The 17,072-nt window shown below is 71.4% G+C and carries 17 protein-coding genes; 4 read left to right on the top strand and 13 right to left on the bottom strand.

Features of this window, described 5'->3' with window-relative positions; translation table 11 throughout:
* Positions 1 to 137: 137 nt before the first annotated feature.
* The 12 genes from AHOG_RS06280 to AHOG_RS06225 form a co-directional block, all read right to left on the bottom strand.
* The gene (locus AHOG_RS06280; protein WP_093940512.1) at positions 138 to 1,022 is read right to left on the bottom strand and encodes a beta-ketoacyl-[acyl-carrier-protein] synthase family protein; all 885 of its coding nucleotides are present in this window, start codon (positions 1,020 to 1,022) and stop codon (positions 138 to 140) included.
* Positions 1,019 to 2,245: a beta-ketoacyl-[acyl-carrier-protein] synthase family protein gene (locus AHOG_RS06275; RefSeq protein WP_093940511.1), complete on the bottom strand. Its 1,227-nt coding sequence runs from the start codon at positions 2,243 to 2,245 to the stop codon at positions 1,019 to 1,021. Before AHOG_RS06275 ends, AHOG_RS06280 begins: the two co-directional genes overlap by 4 nt.
* Positions 2,235 to 2,486, bottom strand: a complete 252-nt coding sequence (locus tag AHOG_RS06270; protein ID WP_157736676.1) for a hypothetical protein — start codon at positions 2,484 to 2,486, stop codon at positions 2,235 to 2,237. The genes AHOG_RS06275 and AHOG_RS06270 overlap by 11 nt, the downstream gene beginning before the upstream one ends.
* A gap of 5 nt (positions 2,487 to 2,491) precedes the next feature.
* The gene (locus AHOG_RS06265) at positions 2,492 to 2,755 is read right to left on the bottom strand and encodes an acyl carrier protein (protein ID WP_093940509.1); all 264 of its coding nucleotides are present in this window, start codon (positions 2,753 to 2,755) and stop codon (positions 2,492 to 2,494) included.
* A gap of 17 nt (positions 2,756 to 2,772) precedes the next feature.
* A complete protein-coding gene (locus tag AHOG_RS06260) occupies positions 2,773 to 4,191 on the bottom strand; it encodes a class I adenylate-forming enzyme family protein (protein WP_093940508.1) in 1,419 nt (472 codons plus the stop codon).
* 219 nt (positions 4,192 to 4,410) lie between these two features.
* On the bottom strand, positions 4,411 to 5,484 hold the full coding sequence (locus AHOG_RS06255) for a methyltransferase (RefSeq protein ID WP_157736675.1): 1,074 nt from the start codon (positions 5,482 to 5,484) through the stop codon (positions 4,411 to 4,413).
* 515 nt (positions 5,485 to 5,999) lie between these two features.
* Positions 6,000 to 7,097 (bottom strand): tRNA 2-thiouridine(34) synthase MnmA, encoded by a 1,098-nt coding sequence (mnmA, locus tag AHOG_RS06250; RefSeq protein ID WP_281258077.1) that lies wholly within the window; start codon positions 7,095 to 7,097, stop codon positions 6,000 to 6,002.
* Between the two features lies 1 nt (position 7,098).
* Complete coding sequence (locus AHOG_RS06245) at positions 7,099 to 8,478, bottom strand: cysteine desulfurase family protein (RefSeq protein WP_093940506.1); 1,380 nt, start codon at positions 8,476 to 8,478, stop codon at positions 7,099 to 7,101.
* 204 nt (positions 8,479 to 8,682) lie between these two features.
* Positions 8,683 to 9,642: an electron transfer flavoprotein subunit alpha/FixB family protein gene (locus AHOG_RS06240; protein ID WP_093940505.1), complete on the bottom strand. Its 960-nt coding sequence runs from the start codon at positions 9,640 to 9,642 to the stop codon at positions 8,683 to 8,685.
* A gap of 28 nt (positions 9,643 to 9,670) precedes the next feature.
* A complete protein-coding gene (locus AHOG_RS06235; protein ID WP_093940504.1) occupies positions 9,671 to 10,453 on the bottom strand; it encodes an electron transfer flavoprotein subunit beta/FixA family protein in 783 nt (260 codons plus the stop codon).
* Between the two features lie 502 nt (positions 10,454 to 10,955).
* Entirely contained in the window at positions 10,956 to 11,291 is a 336-nt protein-coding gene (locus AHOG_RS28350; RefSeq protein ID WP_157736674.1) for a hypothetical protein, read from the bottom strand.
* Positions 11,292 to 11,887: 596 nt separating this feature from the next.
* On the bottom strand, positions 11,888 to 12,556 hold the full coding sequence (locus AHOG_RS06225; protein ID WP_093940502.1) for a TetR/AcrR family transcriptional regulator: 669 nt from the start codon (positions 12,554 to 12,556) through the stop codon (positions 11,888 to 11,890).
* A 90-nt stretch (positions 12,557 to 12,646) separates the two neighbouring features.
* On the opposite strand from AHOG_RS06225, the gene AHOG_RS06220 reads away from it, so the two are divergent.
* The 4 genes from AHOG_RS06220 to AHOG_RS06205 all read left to right on the top strand — a co-directional run bounded on the left by AHOG_RS06220 (position 12,647) and on the right by AHOG_RS06205 (position 16,720).
* Positions 12,647 to 13,513, top strand: a complete 867-nt coding sequence (locus tag AHOG_RS06220) for an SDR family NAD(P)-dependent oxidoreductase (protein ID WP_245856586.1) — start codon at positions 12,647 to 12,649, stop codon at positions 13,511 to 13,513.
* 197 nt (positions 13,514 to 13,710) lie between these two features.
* Positions 13,711 to 14,124: a PPOX class F420-dependent oxidoreductase gene (locus AHOG_RS06215; RefSeq protein WP_093944204.1), complete on the top strand. Its 414-nt coding sequence runs from the start codon at positions 13,711 to 13,713 to the stop codon at positions 14,122 to 14,124.
* A gap of 293 nt (positions 14,125 to 14,417) precedes the next feature.
* Positions 14,418 to 15,170, top strand: a complete 753-nt coding sequence (locus tag AHOG_RS06210) for a class I SAM-dependent methyltransferase (RefSeq protein WP_093940501.1) — start codon at positions 14,418 to 14,420, stop codon at positions 15,168 to 15,170.
* A complete protein-coding gene (locus AHOG_RS06205) occupies positions 15,170 to 16,720 on the top strand; it encodes a 1,4-alpha-glucan branching protein domain-containing protein (RefSeq protein WP_093944203.1) in 1,551 nt (516 codons plus the stop codon). Before AHOG_RS06210 ends, AHOG_RS06205 begins: the two co-directional genes overlap by 1 nt.
* 81 nt (positions 16,721 to 16,801) lie before the next feature.
* On the opposite strand, the gene AHOG_RS06200 is transcribed toward AHOG_RS06205, so the two are convergent.
* Positions 16,802 to 17,020 (bottom strand): hypothetical protein, encoded by a 219-nt coding sequence (locus AHOG_RS06200; RefSeq protein ID WP_093940500.1) that lies wholly within the window; start codon positions 17,018 to 17,020, stop codon positions 16,802 to 16,804.
* Between the last annotated feature and the right edge of the window lie 52 nt (positions 17,021 to 17,072).

Here is a 17,072-nt window from a genome sequence, read left to right as displayed (position 1 = left end):
GGTTCCGCGGCGGGCCGTGGCGAGGTCTCCACGGCCCCGGTGCCCGCGGCTCGCCTCTCAAGCGTCTCCGCGGCTCGCCGCGGTGGAGTCATCGGGTCGCTGCCCGTTGCTGCGGACACGGTGGTACTCCCTGCTGATCACGGGTGACGACGGGACTCAGATGTGGACCGCACCAGCAGCGGGCCGGTGGGGTCAGCGGTGTGGACTCGGTCCAGGGCCGAGTGGATCGCGGCGAGACCGGCGAGGTGTCCCAGCCGGTCACGCTGCGAGTCGGTGGGCACGGGCAGCCCCGGATCGGCCGTCGCGGGACGTTCCGGGGCGCCGCGGCTCGCCCGGCTTCCCGGGCTCCCCTCGTCCGACCTGGTGGACGACGCCGAGGCGGTGGACCCGTCGGCGGCCGGACGCCGCACCAGCAGCGCGACCCCGACGTCGTCCACGGGCAACGGCTCCCGGTGCCCCTCCGCCGCCCACCGCCGATGGACGGCGCTGGTGCGCTCGGTCGGTGCCAGCTCGGCCCCGATCAGCACCACCCGCTCGACCGCGTCGTCCTCCAGCAGCAGATCGGCGGCCGCCAGCGCCTCGACGGTGAACTCGCGGCGCAACGACAGGCAGGAGATCGGGCCGCTGATGCCGTACTCGATGCTGATCATGCCGACGCAGGCGCTGTGCACCGACTCGTAGAAGAACAACGGGTTGTGCGGGAGCCCCCGAAGCTGCCTGCGGGTGTGCTGGTCGACCGTGGTCGAGTCCCCGAACAACGTGGCGAGCACGATCCCGGTCGTGCCACCGCCGATCGACGCTCCCGACTCCGCCGTGAGCAGGAGCCGGGCGGTCGCCACGACCAGCGGCGAGAACCTCGACATCGCGAAGCCGGGCAACGCGGGCAGCGCGCGCCCGGCCGCGCCGGGCAGCCCGGCGGCGGCCTCGCCCCAGGGCAGCAGGCAGGACGCTCCGACGACCTCCAGGCTGCCCGACCAGCCGGTCGACGACGCCGCCACGTCGGCGTCTCCCTCGGCGATCACGGCCTGCCTGCCAGGATCGCGGCGTTCAACCCGCCGACCGCCGAGTTCAGCGTGAGCACTCGACGTAACGCGATCCGTCTGCCCCGCCCCGGCACGTAGTCCAGGTCGCACGCCGGATCGGGATCGCCGTAGCCCACGGTCGGCGGCACCAGACCCTCGCGCAACGCCAGCAACGCGATGACCAGTTCGACGGCGCCGGTGGCCTCCAACAGGTGCCCCGTGCTGCCCTTCGTGGAGCTGACCGGGACCAGTGGAGCGTGCGCGCCCAGCACCCGGTGCAGGGCGGCCGTCTCCGCGGTGTCGTTGGACCGGGTCGCGGTGCCGTGGGCGTTGACGTAGTCGATCTGTTCGGGACCGACGCGCCCGACCCGTAGTGCCGAGGCCGCCGATGCGGCGATCCCGATGCCCGCCGGATCGGGGCGGACCAGGTGATGCGCGTCGGCGGACATCCCCCAGCCTTCCAGTCGTCCGAGCAGGTCGGCGCCCCGCCGCCGGGCCCTGCTCTCCGACTCCAGCACGAGCATCGCGGCGCCGTCGCCCAGCAGCAGGCCCGCGCGTTGCGCGGAGAAGGGCTGCATCCGCGGCGATCTGGTCAACGCCTTGGCCGCGTCGAAATTGCGAAAGGCATGCGGACCGACCAGCGACGCGCCCCCGCAGACGACGGTGTGCGCCCGGCCCGCCCGAATCAGCTGCGCGCCCTGGATGATCGCCGTGGTCGACGCGACGCAGGCGTTGACGAACGCCTGGACGGGTCCGGTCAACTCCAGGCTCGCGGCCAGCTCCTCGGCCAGGTGGGCGGGCACGCAGTCGGCGAGATCCGCGGCCGTCTCGTCCGCCCGGGACGAGGGCCCGGGGTCGGCGTCCCGTCTGGCCAGGTCGAGCCAGAAGTCCGTGTGCGCCGAGTCGTCGCCCGCGGTGCCCAGCAGCAGCGCGGCGTCCGTCGGGCCCCGCAGCCCGGCCTCCGTCAGGGCATCCTGGGCGCAGGCGAGCAGCACGGCACGTTGTTGCGGCCTGCCGCCCGCCCGGCCCGTGAGCCTCGCGGCGTCCGGTCCGTCGGCCGGGTAGATCGCGGCGTTGCGAGCCCGGAAGCCGCCGATGTCGAACCGTCGAACCGGCCCGAACGCCGCCCGTCCGGCGAAGACGCCGTCCAGCAGCGCGTCGAGACCGAAACCGAACGCGGTGAAGACGCCTAAGCCGGTCACCACGACCTTCTCACCAGACACTGCGTGCCTCCGAGACCGACCGCCCGGCCCGACCGAGGTACTCGTGCAGCCCGCGGATCGACGTGCACTCGGTCAGTTCCTCGTCGCGTGGATCGATCCAGACGCCGTGCCGTTCCTCCAGCACGTACAGGAACCAGACCAGAGAGAAGGAGTCGAGCACCAGTTCGTGGGCATCGACGTCGACGTCCTCGGTCGCGGCGAGCACACCCGCCTCCGCCAGCAGGGCACGCAGAACCGCCATGCCGATCACGTGACGACCCCGGACGGCTGCGCCGCCATGCGCCGCTCCACGATCAGCTGGACGAGCCCACCGACCGTGGCGGGCGGGTCCTGGTAGACCTCCTCGTCGTCCAGTCCGATGCCGAACCGCGCCTCCGCCTGCACGATCAGCTCGACCAGGAACAAGGACTCCAGCTCCAGCGGGGTCTCGTCGGTGACGTCCTCCCCGAGTTCCAGATGCAGCACGTCACGCAGCACCCCGATGACGAAGTCACGTACCTCTGTCTTCACTCGCTTGTCCTCTCGGTTCAGTCGACGATCCTGGATCGGGCGGCGTGCAGGCGGTCACGATCGCGTATGAGCTTCCCGGTGGCGGTGCGCGGCAGCGCTGGTCCGAGATGGACCCGTTTGGGCACCTTCACGTGGCTCAGCCGCTCCCGGCACCAGGACAGGAGGTCGGCGGTGCTCACCACCCCGGACACGCCGACGTGGGCCTCGATCACCTCGTGATAGGTCACCACGGCCTCGTGAACCTGTTCGTGCTCATGCAGCACGGCCTCGATCTCGGTCAGGTCGACCTTGAGTCCGCCGATCGCGATCACCGAGTCGGTCCGACCCAGGATGCGCAACGCCCCGGTGTCGGGGTTCTGATCGGCACGGTCGAACGTCCGCAACCAGCCGTCGACGACCCGCGCGATGCCGTCCGACCGCAGGTAGGGGCTCTCCTCGACGGCGACGAACAGCTCTCCGTCCGAGCAGCGCACCGCGATCCCCGGGAGCGGCACGCCGACCGAGTGCGGGCCGAGCCGTCCGGTCAGGTCGGCGGCGACGACCCCGACCTCCGTCATTCCGTAGACCTGGCCCAGCCGGATGCCCAGCCTGCGTTCGACCAGGTCGAAGACGCCGCGATCCAGTACGTCGCCCGCGCACACCGCTCCCCGCAGGCTCGGCAGCGGCGGCGGGTCGAACACCGAGGCGAGCAGTTCGAAGTGCGTGGGAACGCCGAGGATCATGGTGACGTCCTGTCGCGCGGCGAGATCCAGCAGCTCGCGCGGTCGGACGCTGAACGTCAGCACGAGCCTGGCCTTCGCCCGCAGCGAGTGCAGCACTCCGACGATCAGTCCGAAGGAGTGCAGCATCGAGCCGAGCAGCAGGACCCGTTCGCCCTCGGCAGGCGCGCCGGGCAGCGCGGCGATGCGCTCCAACTCGCGCTGCACCGAGTCCGCCGTCCTGCCGATGATCTTGGGCCGCCCGGTCGCCCCGGAGCTGCTCTGCACCAGACAGTGCGGTCCCGCTGCCCGCGTTCCGCCGCCGGTCGACCTGGTCCGCACCTCGCGGTCGGCCTGGAACACCGCCCGGACGTCGCCGATGGTGTCCGAGTGCACCTCGAACTGCGGCTCGTACCGGCGGAACAGACGGTCGACCTCCGCGGGCTTGGCTCGTGAGTCGACCAGGAGGACCTGAGCGCCACAGCGCCAGAGCCCGAACAGTACGTAGAACAGAGTGCAGCTGGGTCCGATGCGCAGTGCCACCGTGCAGCCCGGACCGATTCCGTCCCGTTGCAGAAGGTCCGCGAACTCCTCGACCCTGGCGATCAGATCGCCGCGAGTCACGTTCCCGGCATCGTGTATCCACACCACGTCGTCGGCCGCGCCGTCGATCAGCTCGGCGATCCAGGTGGACAGGGCCTCCCAGTCCGCCGGTCTGTCCTCTTTCGTCACGATCATCCGATCTCGCCACGGGTGACCCGACCGTTCCGATCGAGTCTTGAATAATCGTCATGCCGAATTCCGATCGGCAGCGAAGTCGATCCGACCTCAATCGTCGAATGGAATGGGTCCGGCAGTCGAATCCCTTTCTCTCGACTGCCGTCGGTTCAGCGGCACAGCCGAGCCGACGATCAGAGCGTCGCCTGCACGGTTGCGGGTACGGCTGCTCCCAGGGGGTCAGTTCGCGGCGGTCGCAGCCGAAAGCCGACTTTCTCGGCCGCACTCGACGGCGACCGGCTCGACCACGAACTCGAGTAGGCCGAGTTCGCCGACGCGGTCTCGGGTCCGCAGGCTCAGTCCCGCGTCGGCGGCGAGCCGCGCGAACTCGTCCGCGGACCGCTCCATGCTGCCGAAGAGGAGCAGCATCCGGAGGTCCATCGCGGCAAGCGCGGCATCGACCACATCGTCCGGCGACTCGTCGGCCCGGACCCGCTCGATCACGAGAAGCCTGCCGCCCGGCCCGGCCGCCTCGGCGCAGCGCCGCAGGATGGCGGTGGCCTCGGTGTCCGGCCAGTCGTGCAGCACCTGCGCGAGGATGTACAGGTCACCGCCCTCCGGCAGCCGTTCGAAGAAGCTGCCCTCCACCACCGTGGCGCGGTCGGCGACCCCGGTCTCGGCGAGCCGTTGCCGGGCCGCGAGCGCGGTGGCGGGCAGATCGACGAGCACTCCGCACATCGTGGGATGGCCGCGCAGCAGCGTGCTGATCAGCGTCCCGTCACCGCCCCCGACGTCCACGACCTTCGACACGCCGGACCAGTCTCGTCTTTCGGCCAGTTCGGGACCCCATTCGCCCGCCAGCTCGGCGAGATAGGCACCGAACGACTCCGACAGGCGGGGGCTCGATTCGAAGTCGCGCCACACCGAACAGCCGAAGGCCTTCGGATAGGCCGCCTCGCCGGTGCGGATCGACTCCAGCAGGCCGGAGTAGGCCGTCTCCATCCGTCCGCCCGCACCGTCGAGGTCGAGCCACCTTCTGGCCGCCCCGCCCATCATCTCGCGGGAGACGTCGGTGAGCGCGAGAATGCCTGTGGACGATTCCACGAACACGCCGCGACACACGAGCAGGCGAAGCAACCGGGTCAGCGCCACCTCGTCCGCCGAGACTCGCGCGGCCAACTCGCTCACGGTGGTGACGCCCTCGTCGACGAGTTCGGGAAGCCGCAGGGTCGCGGCCACTCGAATTGCCCAAGGAGTGAGCAGATCGGCCAGATCCGACAACGTCTTCGGCCGATCGTGTTCGACATCGATCACAGTCAGAACTGTAACAGCGAGTTTGCCACCCGAATGGCCGTATTACCTGAAGGTGTCCAAAATAAGTTCCCCGCCGGGCACATCACACCCTCGGTGATTATTCACCGAACCGATTCGCCTTTCCGAGGCAGACGGCTTACCCCTGCCCACTCAGGCATCCGTTCACTCGATAAGGGGGCAATACAAGTACACACGGCGACGAGTCCGCGTCTTTTCCAGGAAACACCACCCGACGAGCAGATCGTGAGCGATCGCCGGGTTTCCCCGCCGGGCAGCGTTATCACTCCATCGGGCGGGCTGCGGGGAGCCGGGCCGCCACGCGCGATGCCGACGCGTCGAGCAATCCGCCCGCACCGCCTCGCCGGCCGGCACGTCAGGCGCGGGTCGGCCGCCTCGACGAGATCACCGAGGACTGCCGCCGGCGGCCTCGGCTCGAATCCGAGCCCAGATCGAATCCGGGCTCGGTCGGTCCCGGGCCGGTCCGGGACCGAACTCGACCGAGCCCCGGACCCGGTTCAGCGTGTCGAGTTGATGCGCGCCGCGCCGAGCACCAGATCACCCGCGGCGGCGTCCGGTCGATAGAGGACGGCGACCTGACCCGGCGCCACCCCGCGAACCCCCTCCGCGAGCCGCAGCCGGAGCGCGTCGCCCTGCTCGTCGACGACCGCCGGAGCGGTGCCGCCATGCGCCCGGATCTGCACCACGCACTCGGCGGGTCCGCCCTCGGGACGTCCGCCCGGCCAGACCGGCGCGTCGGTGATGATCTCCCGGACCTCCAGCCGCTCCGCGGCGCCGACCCGCACGGTGCGCGAGACCGGCTCCACCGAGAGCACATAGCGGGCGCGGCCGTCGGCGGCGGGCGTGCGCAGGCCGAGGCCTTTGCGCTGGCCGACGGTGAAGCCGTGCACCCCGCCGTGGGTGCCGAGCACCTCGCCCGTCTCGTCGTCGACGAGCGCACCGCCGGTCGGCCCGATCCGCGAGTCCAGGAACCGACGGGTGTCGCCGTCGGGAATGAAGCAGATGTCATGGCTGTCGGGCTTCTCGGCCACCGTCAGACCACGTCGCTGGGCCTCGGCTCGGATCTCCGACTTGGGTGTGTCACCCACCGGGAACATCGAGTGTCGCAGCTGGTCGCCGGTCAGCGACGCGAGCACATAGGACTGATCCTTGTCCGCGTCCACCGCGCGCCGCAGTTCCACCCGACCGTCGGCGTCGACGGCCAGCCGCGCGTAGTGCCCCGTGCACACCGCGTCGAAGCCGAGACCGAGAGCCTTCTCCAGCAATGCCTCGAACTTGATGCGCTCGTTGCAGCGCATGCACGGGTTCGGCGTGCGCCCGGCCGCGTACTCGGCGACGAAGTCCTCGATGACGTCCTCGGTGAACCGCTCGGCGAAGTCCCAGACGTAGAAGGGGATGCCCAGCAGATCGGCCGCCCGACGCGCGTCGTGCGCGTCCTCGACGGTGCAGCAGCCCCGGGAGCCCGTCCGCAGCGTCCCCGGCTTCGCCGACAACGCCAGATGGACGCCGACGACGTCGTGGCCCGCCTCGACCGCCCTGGCCGCCGCCACGGCGGAGTCGACGCCGCCGCTCATCGCCGCGAGTATCCGCGCCACCTCACACCTCCGCCGACACGGTACGTGCCGAATAGTCCGAGCCCTCACCGGTCGCCGCGTACGAAGGGCCGCCCTCGGTCGACCTGCCCCCGTCTGCCTGGCGCGCGGTTTCCGGCGGCGTGCCGCCTCGCGAGCCGTCGTCTGCCGAGGAGCCGGCCCGCGAACTCGACGTCGTCTCGCTCCGGCGCCGCCGGAGAACACCGCTGTTCCTGGCCCGATCGACCACCGAACCGATCACCGCGCCCAGCTCCAGGACGTCATCGAGCGTGGAGTCGTGCCCCAGGGAGAACCGCAGCGAGCCCCTGGCCGCCGCCCGGTCCGCGCCCATGGCGAGCAGCACATGACTCGCCTCGGCGACGCCCGCCGTGCAGGCCGATCCCGTCGAGCACTCGATGCCTCTGGCGTCCAACAGCATCAGCAGGCCGTCGCCCTCGCAGCCGGGGAAGGTGAAGTGCGCGATGCCCGGCAGCGCGTCCGGTGGCGAGGCATCGGCGGTTCGGACGCCTGCCGCGCCGTTGACCACCGCGTCGGGAACGGCCGCCAAGACGCCGGCGATCAGTTCGTCACGCAGTGCGGCGATGCGAGCCGCCGACTCCTTCCGCTGCGCCGCCGACTCCTCCACCGCCGCGCTCAGCGCGATCACGGCGGGCACGTCCAGCGTCCCGGACCGGACGTCCCGTTCCTGACCGCCGCCGTGGAGCAGCGGTGTGCAGGCGACGTCGCGGCGCAGCAGGAGCGCCCCGACGCCGACCGGACCGCCCAGCTTGTGCCCGGTGAGCGTCAACGCGGCCGCACCGCAGGCGCCGAAGTCGATCGGCAGCATTCCGGCCGCCTGCACGGCATCGGTGTGCAGCGGAACGTCGTACTCGGCGGCGACCCCGGCGAGCTGATCGATCGGGTTGATCGTGCCGACCTCGTTGTTCGCCCACATCACCGTGACGAGGGCGACCGTCTCCGGTGCCGAGGCGATCGCGGCGCGCAGGGCGGCGGGCTCGACACGGCCCGTCCGATCCACGGGCAGCCAGTCGACCTCGGCGCCCTCGTGGTCGGCAAGCCACTGCACGGCGTCCAGTACCGCGTGATGCTCGGTGGGCGAGGCGAGGATGCGGCGTCGACGGGCGTCGGAATCCCGACGGGCCCAGTAGATGCCCTTGACGGCAAGGTTGTCGCTCTCGGTGCCGCTTGCGGTGAAGATGATCTCCGAAGGGCGGGCGCCGAGGGCGACGGCGAGTCGTTCCCGACACTCCTCCACGTGCCTGCGGGCCCGCCGGCCGGACGCATGCAACGAGGATGCGTTGCCCAGCACGGTCAACGCCTCGGTCATCGCGAGAACGGCCGACCGCCGCATCGGAGTGGTGGCCGCGTGGTCGAGGTAAGCCATGGTCTCATCAGCGTAACCGCGAGGGTGCGACGGCGTGTCGCCGCCAGACCCTCCGTGCCCGACGCTGTGAACGGGGTCTCACCGCAGGCAGGCGACGGACGTGGGCGGACGGCCCGGCCGCATCTCGGCCGAACCGTCCCGCCCCGAACCCGACCCGACGCCCACATCGTTCGTCGGGCCGTCGTCCCCAGGCGTCCGGCCCGGTCAGGACTTGCGCCGGGTGACCTCCTCGGTCAGCTGCGGTGCGACCGAGAAGAGGTCGCCCACCACGCCGAAGTCGGCGATCTCGAAGATCGGCGCCTCGGCGTCCTTGTTGACCGCCACGATCGTCTTCGACGTCTGCATCCCGGCCCGGTGCTGGATGGCACCGGAGATGCCCAGCGCGATGTAGAGCTGCGGAGACACCGACTTGCCGGTCTGGCCGACCTGGAACTGACCGGGGTAGTACCCGGAGTCCACGGCGGCGCGCGAGGCGCCCACCGCGGCGCCGAACGCGTCGGCGAGCTGTTCGACCACGGAGAAGCTCTCGGCGCTCCCGACGCCACGACCGCCCGCGACGACCACCGAGGCGTCGGTCAGCTCAGGACGGTCGCCCCCCACGATCGGCTCGCTGCCGGTGATGCGGGTGACGAGCCTGGCGTCCCGCTCCGGGACCTCCACGGACTCCTCGACGCCCGCACCCGCGACGGCCTCGGCCTCCACGGCGCCCGGGCGGACGCTGAGCACGGGGACGCCGGTGGTGACCTTGGACTTCACCACGTAGGCGCCGCCGAACACCGCCTGGGTGGCGGTGCCGTCCGCGTCGACGCCGTCGACCTCCACCAGCACGCCGGAGCCGGTGCGCACGGCGAGCCTGCCCGCGACCTCCTTGCCGGTGATCGTCGCGCCGACGAGCACCGCGGCGGGCGCGGCGCGCTCGACGAGCAGTGCGAGCGCATCGACCGACGGGGTGATGAGCCGGCTGTCCGCGGTGTCGGACTCGGCGGCGTAGACCTTCTCCGCGCCGTGACCCGCGAGCGCCTCACGGGCCTTGGCCGCGACGCCGGGTGCGCCGACCACGACGGCCGAGGGCTCACCGAGCCCGCGAGCCAGGGTCAGCAGTTCGAAGGTGTTCTTCTTGACCTCGCCGTCGGCGTGGTCGACGAGGACCAGGACCTCGGACATGACGTTGCCTTCCTCTCGTCGTCAGCCGTCAGATGAGCTTCTGGCCGACCAGGTACTCGGCGATCTGCGTGCCGCCCCGTCCCTGGTCCTCCACCCGCTCGCCCGCGCCGCGCGGCGGCTTGGGCGCGGACTCCACGACCGCGGTCCAGGAGCCGCCCAGCCCCACCTCGGCCGGTTCGACACCGAGGTCGGCCAGCGTCAGGGTGGTGGTCGGCTTCTTCTTCGCCGCCATGATCCCCTTGAAGGAGGGGTAGCGAGGCTCGTTGATCTTCTCGCCGACGCTCACCACCGCGGGCAGCTCGGCCTCCAGGTGCGTGATGCCCTCGTCGGTCTCCCGCTCCACCTTGACGGTCCGGCCGTCGATCTCGACCTTGCGGGCGTGGGTGAGCTGCGGCATGCCGAGCAGCTCGGCCAGCATCGCGGGCACGGCGCCACCCCGGCCGTCGGTGGCCTCGTTGCCCGCCACGACCAGGTCGACGTCGGCCACGGTGCCGATCGCCTTGGCCAGCACCGTCGCGGTCCGGATCATGTCCGTCCCGTGGAGGGCGGCGTCGGAGACGTGCACGGCCTTGTGCGCGCCCATCGCCAGGCCCTTGCGCAGTGCCTCGGTGGCGCGGTCCGGCCCCATGGACAGGACGGTGACCTCGCCGCCGTGGGCCTCCTGAAGGAGCAGCGCCTCCTCGACGGCGCGTTCGTTGATCTCGTCGATCACCGCGTCCGCCGAGTCACGGTCCAGCGTGTGGTCGGCGTCGTTGAGCTTGCGCTCGGAGTAGGTGTCAGGCACCTGCTTTACCAGCACGACAATGTTCATGGGTCCTCGTCGACCTCCTGCGGAATCGGGGTTCGCCCGGCGGATCATCGCCATGACCATGCCAGGTCCATGCCCCAGCGGCACGGTGGTGTCAGCCACAACCGACACCAATGTTACTTGCGAGTAGCCTCTCCCGGCCCGCAGGTGGACGACAACCGGCAGGTGACCGTGGTCACCAGTCGGCCCGCGAGCGACCCGCGACGGGAAGGACCTGCCCGAGAGGATCGCCTACCGCGAACGCCTGCCGCGCGGCGCACCCGCGAAGCGGAACGATCATCGCCTTCCGGCGACGCGAGGCAACCGCTTGCCGACGCTGAGTAGCCGAGAACGGCGCTCTCTCCTAGTGTCGATCGTGCCCGACTCCCAGCTCGTCCCCAGCCAGCGGAAAGGCAGTCGATCACATGCTTGTGTGCGCCACCTGCAATGGAACCGGGACCGTGATCGACAGGGAAAGGCGGCCGGTCGAATGCCCGTTCTGCCAGGGAACCGGTAGCAACTGATCTCAATAGAAGTCGGCGTCGCCCTCATCGCCGTTCCACGGCGCCTGCGGCGGGATCTCGTAGACGTGATCCCTGGCCCACTGGGCACAGCGACCGCAGCGCGCCACGATCGGATCGAGATCGCTGGCCGCCGGAACCATCACTCGGCCGCAGACCGGGACATAACCCGCCGGGTGCGCGGGCTGGCCGATCTGCGAGGTCTTGATCCCGTGTTGCACGGGCTGGTCATGTGCGCGCACCCACCACAACGGATACTCGGTCTGGCGCGGGCGAGCCCGGCGCTGCCATTCCACGGTCTCGCCCGACCGGCCGAGCCATCGTCGAAGCCCATCGAACATCGTGGCCACCATCCCCCCGATCTGTGAGCAGGCTAACAAGCCGAATGGACGAGTGACGCGGGAACCGGTGGTCCGCCCACGTCGATCCGAGGTGATCGCCGACCCGGTCCACTCGACGGCGGATTCGACGACGACGGCGACCTCCGCTGCCTTCGTCGAATCGCGGCCTCGGAATACGGCGGCCCTTTCCCGGTGCCGCCGCACGACCGCCATATCTGTTCGTCGGTCCTTCATCGGCGTGTTCGGCTCGTGGTGTTCCGCCGTCGATCACCGCCGTCACCCACGGCGCGGCCGGTTTCGACGAGGTCTCCGCGCCGTCCGCGTCAACGGAGGAGCCGTCCACGCACAAGCCGGGTACGCACGAGCGACATCTGCGGGGATCGTCGTCGGTGTACGCCGACGAGACGCCGTCGCGTCGGCGCACCGGAGCGGTCGACGTCGAGGACCGACCCCTGCCGCCCGTGTCTCGACAGCGACGTCGCCTTGCCCCGGGGGCGGATGCGCCTGCGCGAGACCAGGCGACCCCGTGCCCGCCTGCCGCCGCCTGGCTCGCTCGTCCTCGGCTCGTTCGACGTCGGTTCCCACGCCCCCGCCGATCAGACCACCTCGGCGACCTCGGGACCGTAGGCGCACAGGAAGGTGCGGACCGCCGTTCTGGTCACAGCCGACAGCTCCGTCTCGGGAACGCGCCGGGTTCCGAGCCGAGCCCGCCCCTCCAGCGGCCCGGTGAGCAGGGCGCTGAGCTGCTCGGCCGCCTCGACGGGATCGCATCGACGAAGCCTGCCCGCCAGCGAGAGCCTGGCCAGGCGGTCGGCGAGGGCCTCGGTCACTCGGTCGGTGGCGCGACCTCGCACGATGTCGATCAGGTCGGGGAACCGGGCGAGTTCGGCGTAGAGCAGCCTGCGCAGCGCCCACGAGCGGTCATCGCAGTAGCAGCGGACCAAGTGCTCGCCGACGTCTTCCAGCAGCACCCGGACGTCCGTTCCGTCGGCCGACAGCCGCTCGACCACGGCGAGGTTCTCAGCCATCGCCCGATCGGCATCGGCCGCGATCGCCGCGCGGAACAGGTTCTCCTTGTCACCGAAGTGGTGGTAGACCGTCGGCTTCGCCACCCCGGCCTCGGCGGCGATCACACTCACGCCTGCCTGGGCGTATCCCTCCCGGGCGAACACCGTGAAGGCCGCGGCCAGGATCGCGCGCCGCTTGTCGATGCGCCCGCGCGAGACGAGCCGACTCGGGTCGGCAGGGGGCGTCGCTCCGGTCATGGTCGCCAGCCTATCGACCGAAGGCAGCGTCGATGAACCCATCGGTTCATCGCACTGGACCGACTAATACACCCAAGCTAAACTGAACCGGTGAGTTCAATTCCATACACCAATGAGTACGCCAGGGCGACCGCCGAGACGATCGTCGTCACCGGCGGCACCGACGGCCTGGGCCGAGCCGTCGTCCGACACCGTCTCGCCGCGGACGCCACGGTGCTGATCATCGGTCGCGATCCGGCGAAGGGCGCCGCGCTGCTCGCGGAGGCGGCACGACTCGGGACGGGCCGCGCGCACTTCATCACCGCCGACCTGAGCCTCGTCGGCGAGACGAGAGAAGCGATCGAGGAAGTCCGATCGCTGGTCACCGAGGTCGACGCCCTCGTGCTGTGCGCCCGGCACTTCAGCTCGGCCAGGACGGTCACCGCGGAGGGCTTCGAGAGCACGTTCGCGTTGTCCTATCTGAGCCGTTTCGTGGCGTGTCACGAGATGTCCGATCTGCTCGAAGCGGCTCCAGCACCGGTGATCCTCAACGTGGCCGGGCCCACGGGCGCCGCCCCGCCCGCGATCCGCTGGGCCGATCCGGGCCTCGAACACGATTACGACGGCGGGACGGCGATGCGACAGGCAGGCCCGCTCAACGATCTCCTCGGCGTCGGATTCACGCTGCACCGGCCGTCGACGACGGTGCGCTACGTGCTGTTCCACCCCGGCGTCGTCGACAGCGGATTCGCAGGCGAGTACGACGCGGCGGACGCGGCCCGCATCGCCGCGCTGCGTCAGACCGCCGTCCCCGTCGAACAGGCGGTGCACCCGCTCCTCGCCGTGCTGGACGAGCCGCCCACCGCGCCGCTCAGCGCCTTCATGACAGGCACGCCGATCAGCGTCGACGGGCCCGCCTTCGACGTCGAGGACGCACGACGACTCCACACGGCGACGCTGCGCCTGCTCCGACGATGAATCGTCTCGGGCGGCGACGAACCGACCTCACCGCCTGTCTGCCGACGAAGCGCGTCTGCGGCGAGCCCGCCGTCACCGCGGTCAAGCCGTGGCGGCCACCACGCCCGAACGACCTCGACCACGGTCTCGCCCCGCGACGACGAACACGGCGTCGCCCGCGACGATCGACCACGCTCTCTCAGCAAGGAGACCCCGTCATGCGGCCCGTGACGCCCCGGAACCTGCGACGACTCCTCGACACGCCCGTCTTCGGCATCGTCGCGACGATCCAGCCCGACGGCACCCCGCAGCAGTCCGTGGTCTGGATCGGCCGAGACGGCGACGACGTGCTGTTCTACCTCGCCGCGGGGAGCCGCAAGGAGAAGAACCTGCGTCGCGACCCGCGAGTGAGCGTGCTGGTGAACCCCGTCGACGCCCCCTACACCTACGCCGTCATCCAGGGCACGGCGACCTTCGAACCGGATCGCGCCCTGGCCCTCCGCGACGAGCTGACGGCGAAGTACGTCGGGATCTCGCACGCGGAACACATCGCACGAACGCCGGAAGCGGCGTACGCGGGCGAGGTGACGGCCGTGCGCGTGACGCCGAACAGGATCCTCGGTCGACTCTGACGCACAAGGGAGGGCGGTCGTCCGGTGCGGCGGGGCAGGGCGCGCCACCCGCGGACCACCGCGTCGGCGTTCGCCCGCCCCGCACGGCCTGCCCCCCACACCGACCGTCCGCGTCCGCCGGTCCGCTTCGCCGAGGCTCGGCGCGGGCGCGGCACCCGGACGGAGACGGCGTCCAGCGCCGACAGGCCCCGGCCGCTCGGGCGGCCACCGCTACCGGCGGGACGAAGGGCCGATGCGCGAAGACGGTGGAGCTGGTCGCGTTCCCCCGCGGCGCGGCCCGATAGGGTGCGGCGATGTCCGCCGATCACGTCCTCGATCCGCTGCCGCTCACCGGGGAGCGCACGCTGCCGGGCATCGCCAGAGAGAACTACTGGTTCCGCCGCCACGAGGCGGCGTATCGGGCGCTGCTGCCGCACTGCCGCGGGGCGCGGGTCTTGGACGCGGGCTGCGGGGAGGGCTACGGGGCCGCCCTGTTGGCCTCGGTGGCGGAGCTGGTCGTCGCGGCGGACCTCGACGCGCCGACCGCCGCGCACGTCGGCCGGTCCTATCCGGCGGTCGGCGTCGTCCAGGCGGAGCTGACCAGGCTGCCCGTCGCGACGTCGAGTGTGGACGTCGTGGCGAATCTCCAGGTCATCGAGCATCTGTGGGATCAGCAGGCCTTCCTGGCGGAGTGTCGGCGAGTGCTGCGGCCGGGCGGGCTGCTGCTGCTCACCACGCCCAACCGGCTGACCTTCTCGCCGAACGGCACCACGAACCCCTTTCACACCCGCGAGCTGGACCCGACCGAGCTGGCGGAGCTGCTGACCGACGCAGGCCTCGTCGTGGATCGGCTCGCCGGGCTGCACCACGGTCCGGCACTGCGCGAGCGGGAACGACGCCGGGGCGGCTCGCTGATCGACGAGCAGATCCGGCTGGCGGTCGAGCAGCGGGACTGGCCCGCCGACCTGATCGACGAGGTCTCGGCCGTGCGCGCCGAGGACTTCGTCATCGCCGACACCGAGCAGACGTCCAGTCTGGATCTGCTGGCCGTGGGACGGCGGCCGTGATCGGCGGCCGATCCGCCGAGCCGCTCGGCGAGTTCTGTCTCGTCCTGCACACCCATCTGCCCTGGCTGGCGCGGCACGGCAGCTGGCCGGTCGGCGAGGAGTGGCTCTACCAGGCCTGGGCCGACTCCTACCTGCCGCTGATCGAACTCCTCGAACACCTGGCCGCCGAAGGCCTGCGTGATCAGCTGGCCCTCGGCGTCACCCCGGTTCTCGCCGCTCAACTGGACGATCCCTACAGCCTGCGCGGCCTGCACGACTGGCTCGGCGATCGAGTGCTGCGCACCCGCCACGCCGCCGTCCGCTGGCAGCAGGGCAGGCCCGAGCTGCGTGCCCTGGCCGCAGCCGAACATCGTCGGGCTGTCGACGCCCTGGGACTGTTCGAGACCCGCTGGCGCCACGGGGCGTCACCGCTGCTGCGGCCGCTGGTGGACTCCGGAGTGATCGAGCTGCTGGGCGGCCCGGCGACGCATCCGTTCCAACCGCTGCTGCACCCGCGTCTGCGCGCGGAGGCCCTGCGGGTCGGGCTGGCGGACGGGGAGCTGCGGCGGGGAAGCCGCGGCACGGGGATCTGGGCGCCGGAGTGCGGCTTCGACCCCGGGATGGAGCTCGGCTACGCCGACGCCGGGGTGACGCACTTCCTCGTCGACTCCCCCGCGCTCGCGGGCCGGACCTCGGCGGCACGACCGGTGTGGGACTCCGAGGTCGTCTGCTTCGGCCGGGACGGCGAGATCGCCGAGCGGGTGTGGTCGCCGAAGGTCGGCTATCCGGGGCATCCCGCCTATCGGGACTTCCACACCTACGACCATCCGACAGGGCTCAAGCCCGCGAGGGTCACCGGTCGGACCGTCGCGCCCGAGGACAAGCAGCCCTACTTGCCCGACGTCGCGGCGGCGGCGGTGGCGGAGCACGTCGCGGACTTCGTGGACGCGGTCGTCACCCGGTTGCGGGAGCATCGCGACGCCGCCGACACCGCACGGCCGCCGCTGGTGGTGGCGGCCTTCGACACCGAGCTGTTCGGTCACTGGTGGCATGAGGGTCCGGCGTGGCTGGCGGGCGTCCTGCGCGGCCTGCCCGAGGCGGGTGTCACGGTGACCACGCCGCGGCGGGTGCTCGCGGCCGGGCATGTCGGCGCCCCGGTCGAACTGCCCGCGTCGTCGTGGGGCTCGGGCAAGGACTGGCGGGTGTGGAACGGCCCCGCCGTGGCGGATCTGGTGGCGGACAACGATCGGCTCCAGCATCGGCTGCTCGCCGTGGTCGACGGCCACCGCTTCGGCGCGGGCCGTGACCGGGTGCTCGATCAGCTCTGGCAGGAGGCACTGCTGGCCTGCTCCAGCGACTGGGCGTTCATGGTGACCCGCGATTCGGCGGCCGACTACGCGCGGGCGCGGGCGGCCGAGCACACCGCCGCCTTCGATCGGCTGGCCGATCTGGTGGAAGCGGGCGACCGCGCCGAGGCGGAGGCGGCGGCGACCCGCCTGCGGGTGGTCGACGGGCCCTTCGGCGCTCTGGACGCGCGCGGTCTGCTGCGCGGGCGCGGCGCCTCCCACTGACCGTCCGGGGCCGGATCGCGCCGCCCCGATGCTCACCCTCGGCGCGGGCCGCCGACCAGTCCGCGTGGCATGTGGTGTCGATCAGCCTGCGTCGACGCCCTGGCCTGCCTGCATGACCTTGTAGTGCTCGCCCTGGGCCTGTCGGGCCGCGCGCAGTCCTCCGACGGCGACGGTGCGGATGCCCGCAGGGGTGTCCGATGTGGAACGGGTGCCGAGGAGGCCGTCCTTCGCGGCGATGTCGACCACCCTGGCGACCAGGAAGACGCCCAACGCCGCCAGCGCCCATCCGGACGGTTCCATGCCGCTCCCTCTGCCGTGATCATCGGTTGATCACCGTGATTCCACTGTACCG

Source organism: Actinoalloteichus hoggarensis (assembly GCF_002234535.1).
Lineage (GTDB): Bacteria > Actinomycetota > Actinomycetes > Mycobacteriales > Pseudonocardiaceae > Actinoalloteichus_A > Actinoalloteichus_A hoggarensis.
The sequence above is the reverse complement of the archived record's forward strand: the minus strand, read 5'-3'. Positions and strand labels throughout refer to the sequence as shown.

Coding starts and splice junctions, on each gene's coding strand:
- AHOG_RS06270 (WP_157736676.1), bottom strand. CDS start 2,486: ATGGCGGTTCTGCGTGCCCTGCTGGCGGAGGCGGGTGTGCTCGCCGCG.
- AHOG_RS06260 (WP_093940508.1), bottom strand. CDS start 4,191: ATGATCGTGACGAAAGAGGACAGACCGGCGGACTGGGAGGCCCTGTCC.
- AHOG_RS06245 (WP_093940506.1), bottom strand. CDS start 8,478: ATGGCTTACCTCGACCACGCGGCCACCACTCCGATGCGGCGGTCGGCC.
- AHOG_RS06240 (WP_093940505.1), bottom strand. CDS start 9,642: ATGTCCGAGGTCCTGGTCCTCGTCGACCACGCCGACGGCGAGGTCAAG.
- AHOG_RS06235 (WP_093940504.1), bottom strand. CDS start 10,453: ATGAACATTGTCGTGCTGGTAAAGCAGGTGCCTGACACCTACTCCGAG.
- AHOG_RS28350 (WP_157736674.1), bottom strand. CDS start 11,291: ATGTTCGATGGGCTTCGACGATGGCTCGGCCGGTCGGGCGAGACCGTG.
- AHOG_RS06225 (WP_093940502.1), bottom strand. CDS start 12,556: ATGACCGGAGCGACGCCCCCTGCCGACCCGAGTCGGCTCGTCTCGCGC.
- AHOG_RS06215 (WP_093944204.1), top strand. CDS start 13,711: ATGCGGCCCGTGACGCCCCGGAACCTGCGACGACTCCTCGACACGCCC.
- AHOG_RS06210 (WP_093940501.1), top strand. CDS start 14,418: ATGTCCGCCGATCACGTCCTCGATCCGCTGCCGCTCACCGGGGAGCGC.
- AHOG_RS06200 (WP_093940500.1), bottom strand. CDS start 17,020: ATGGAACCGTCCGGATGGGCGCTGGCGGCGTTGGGCGTCTTCCTGGTC.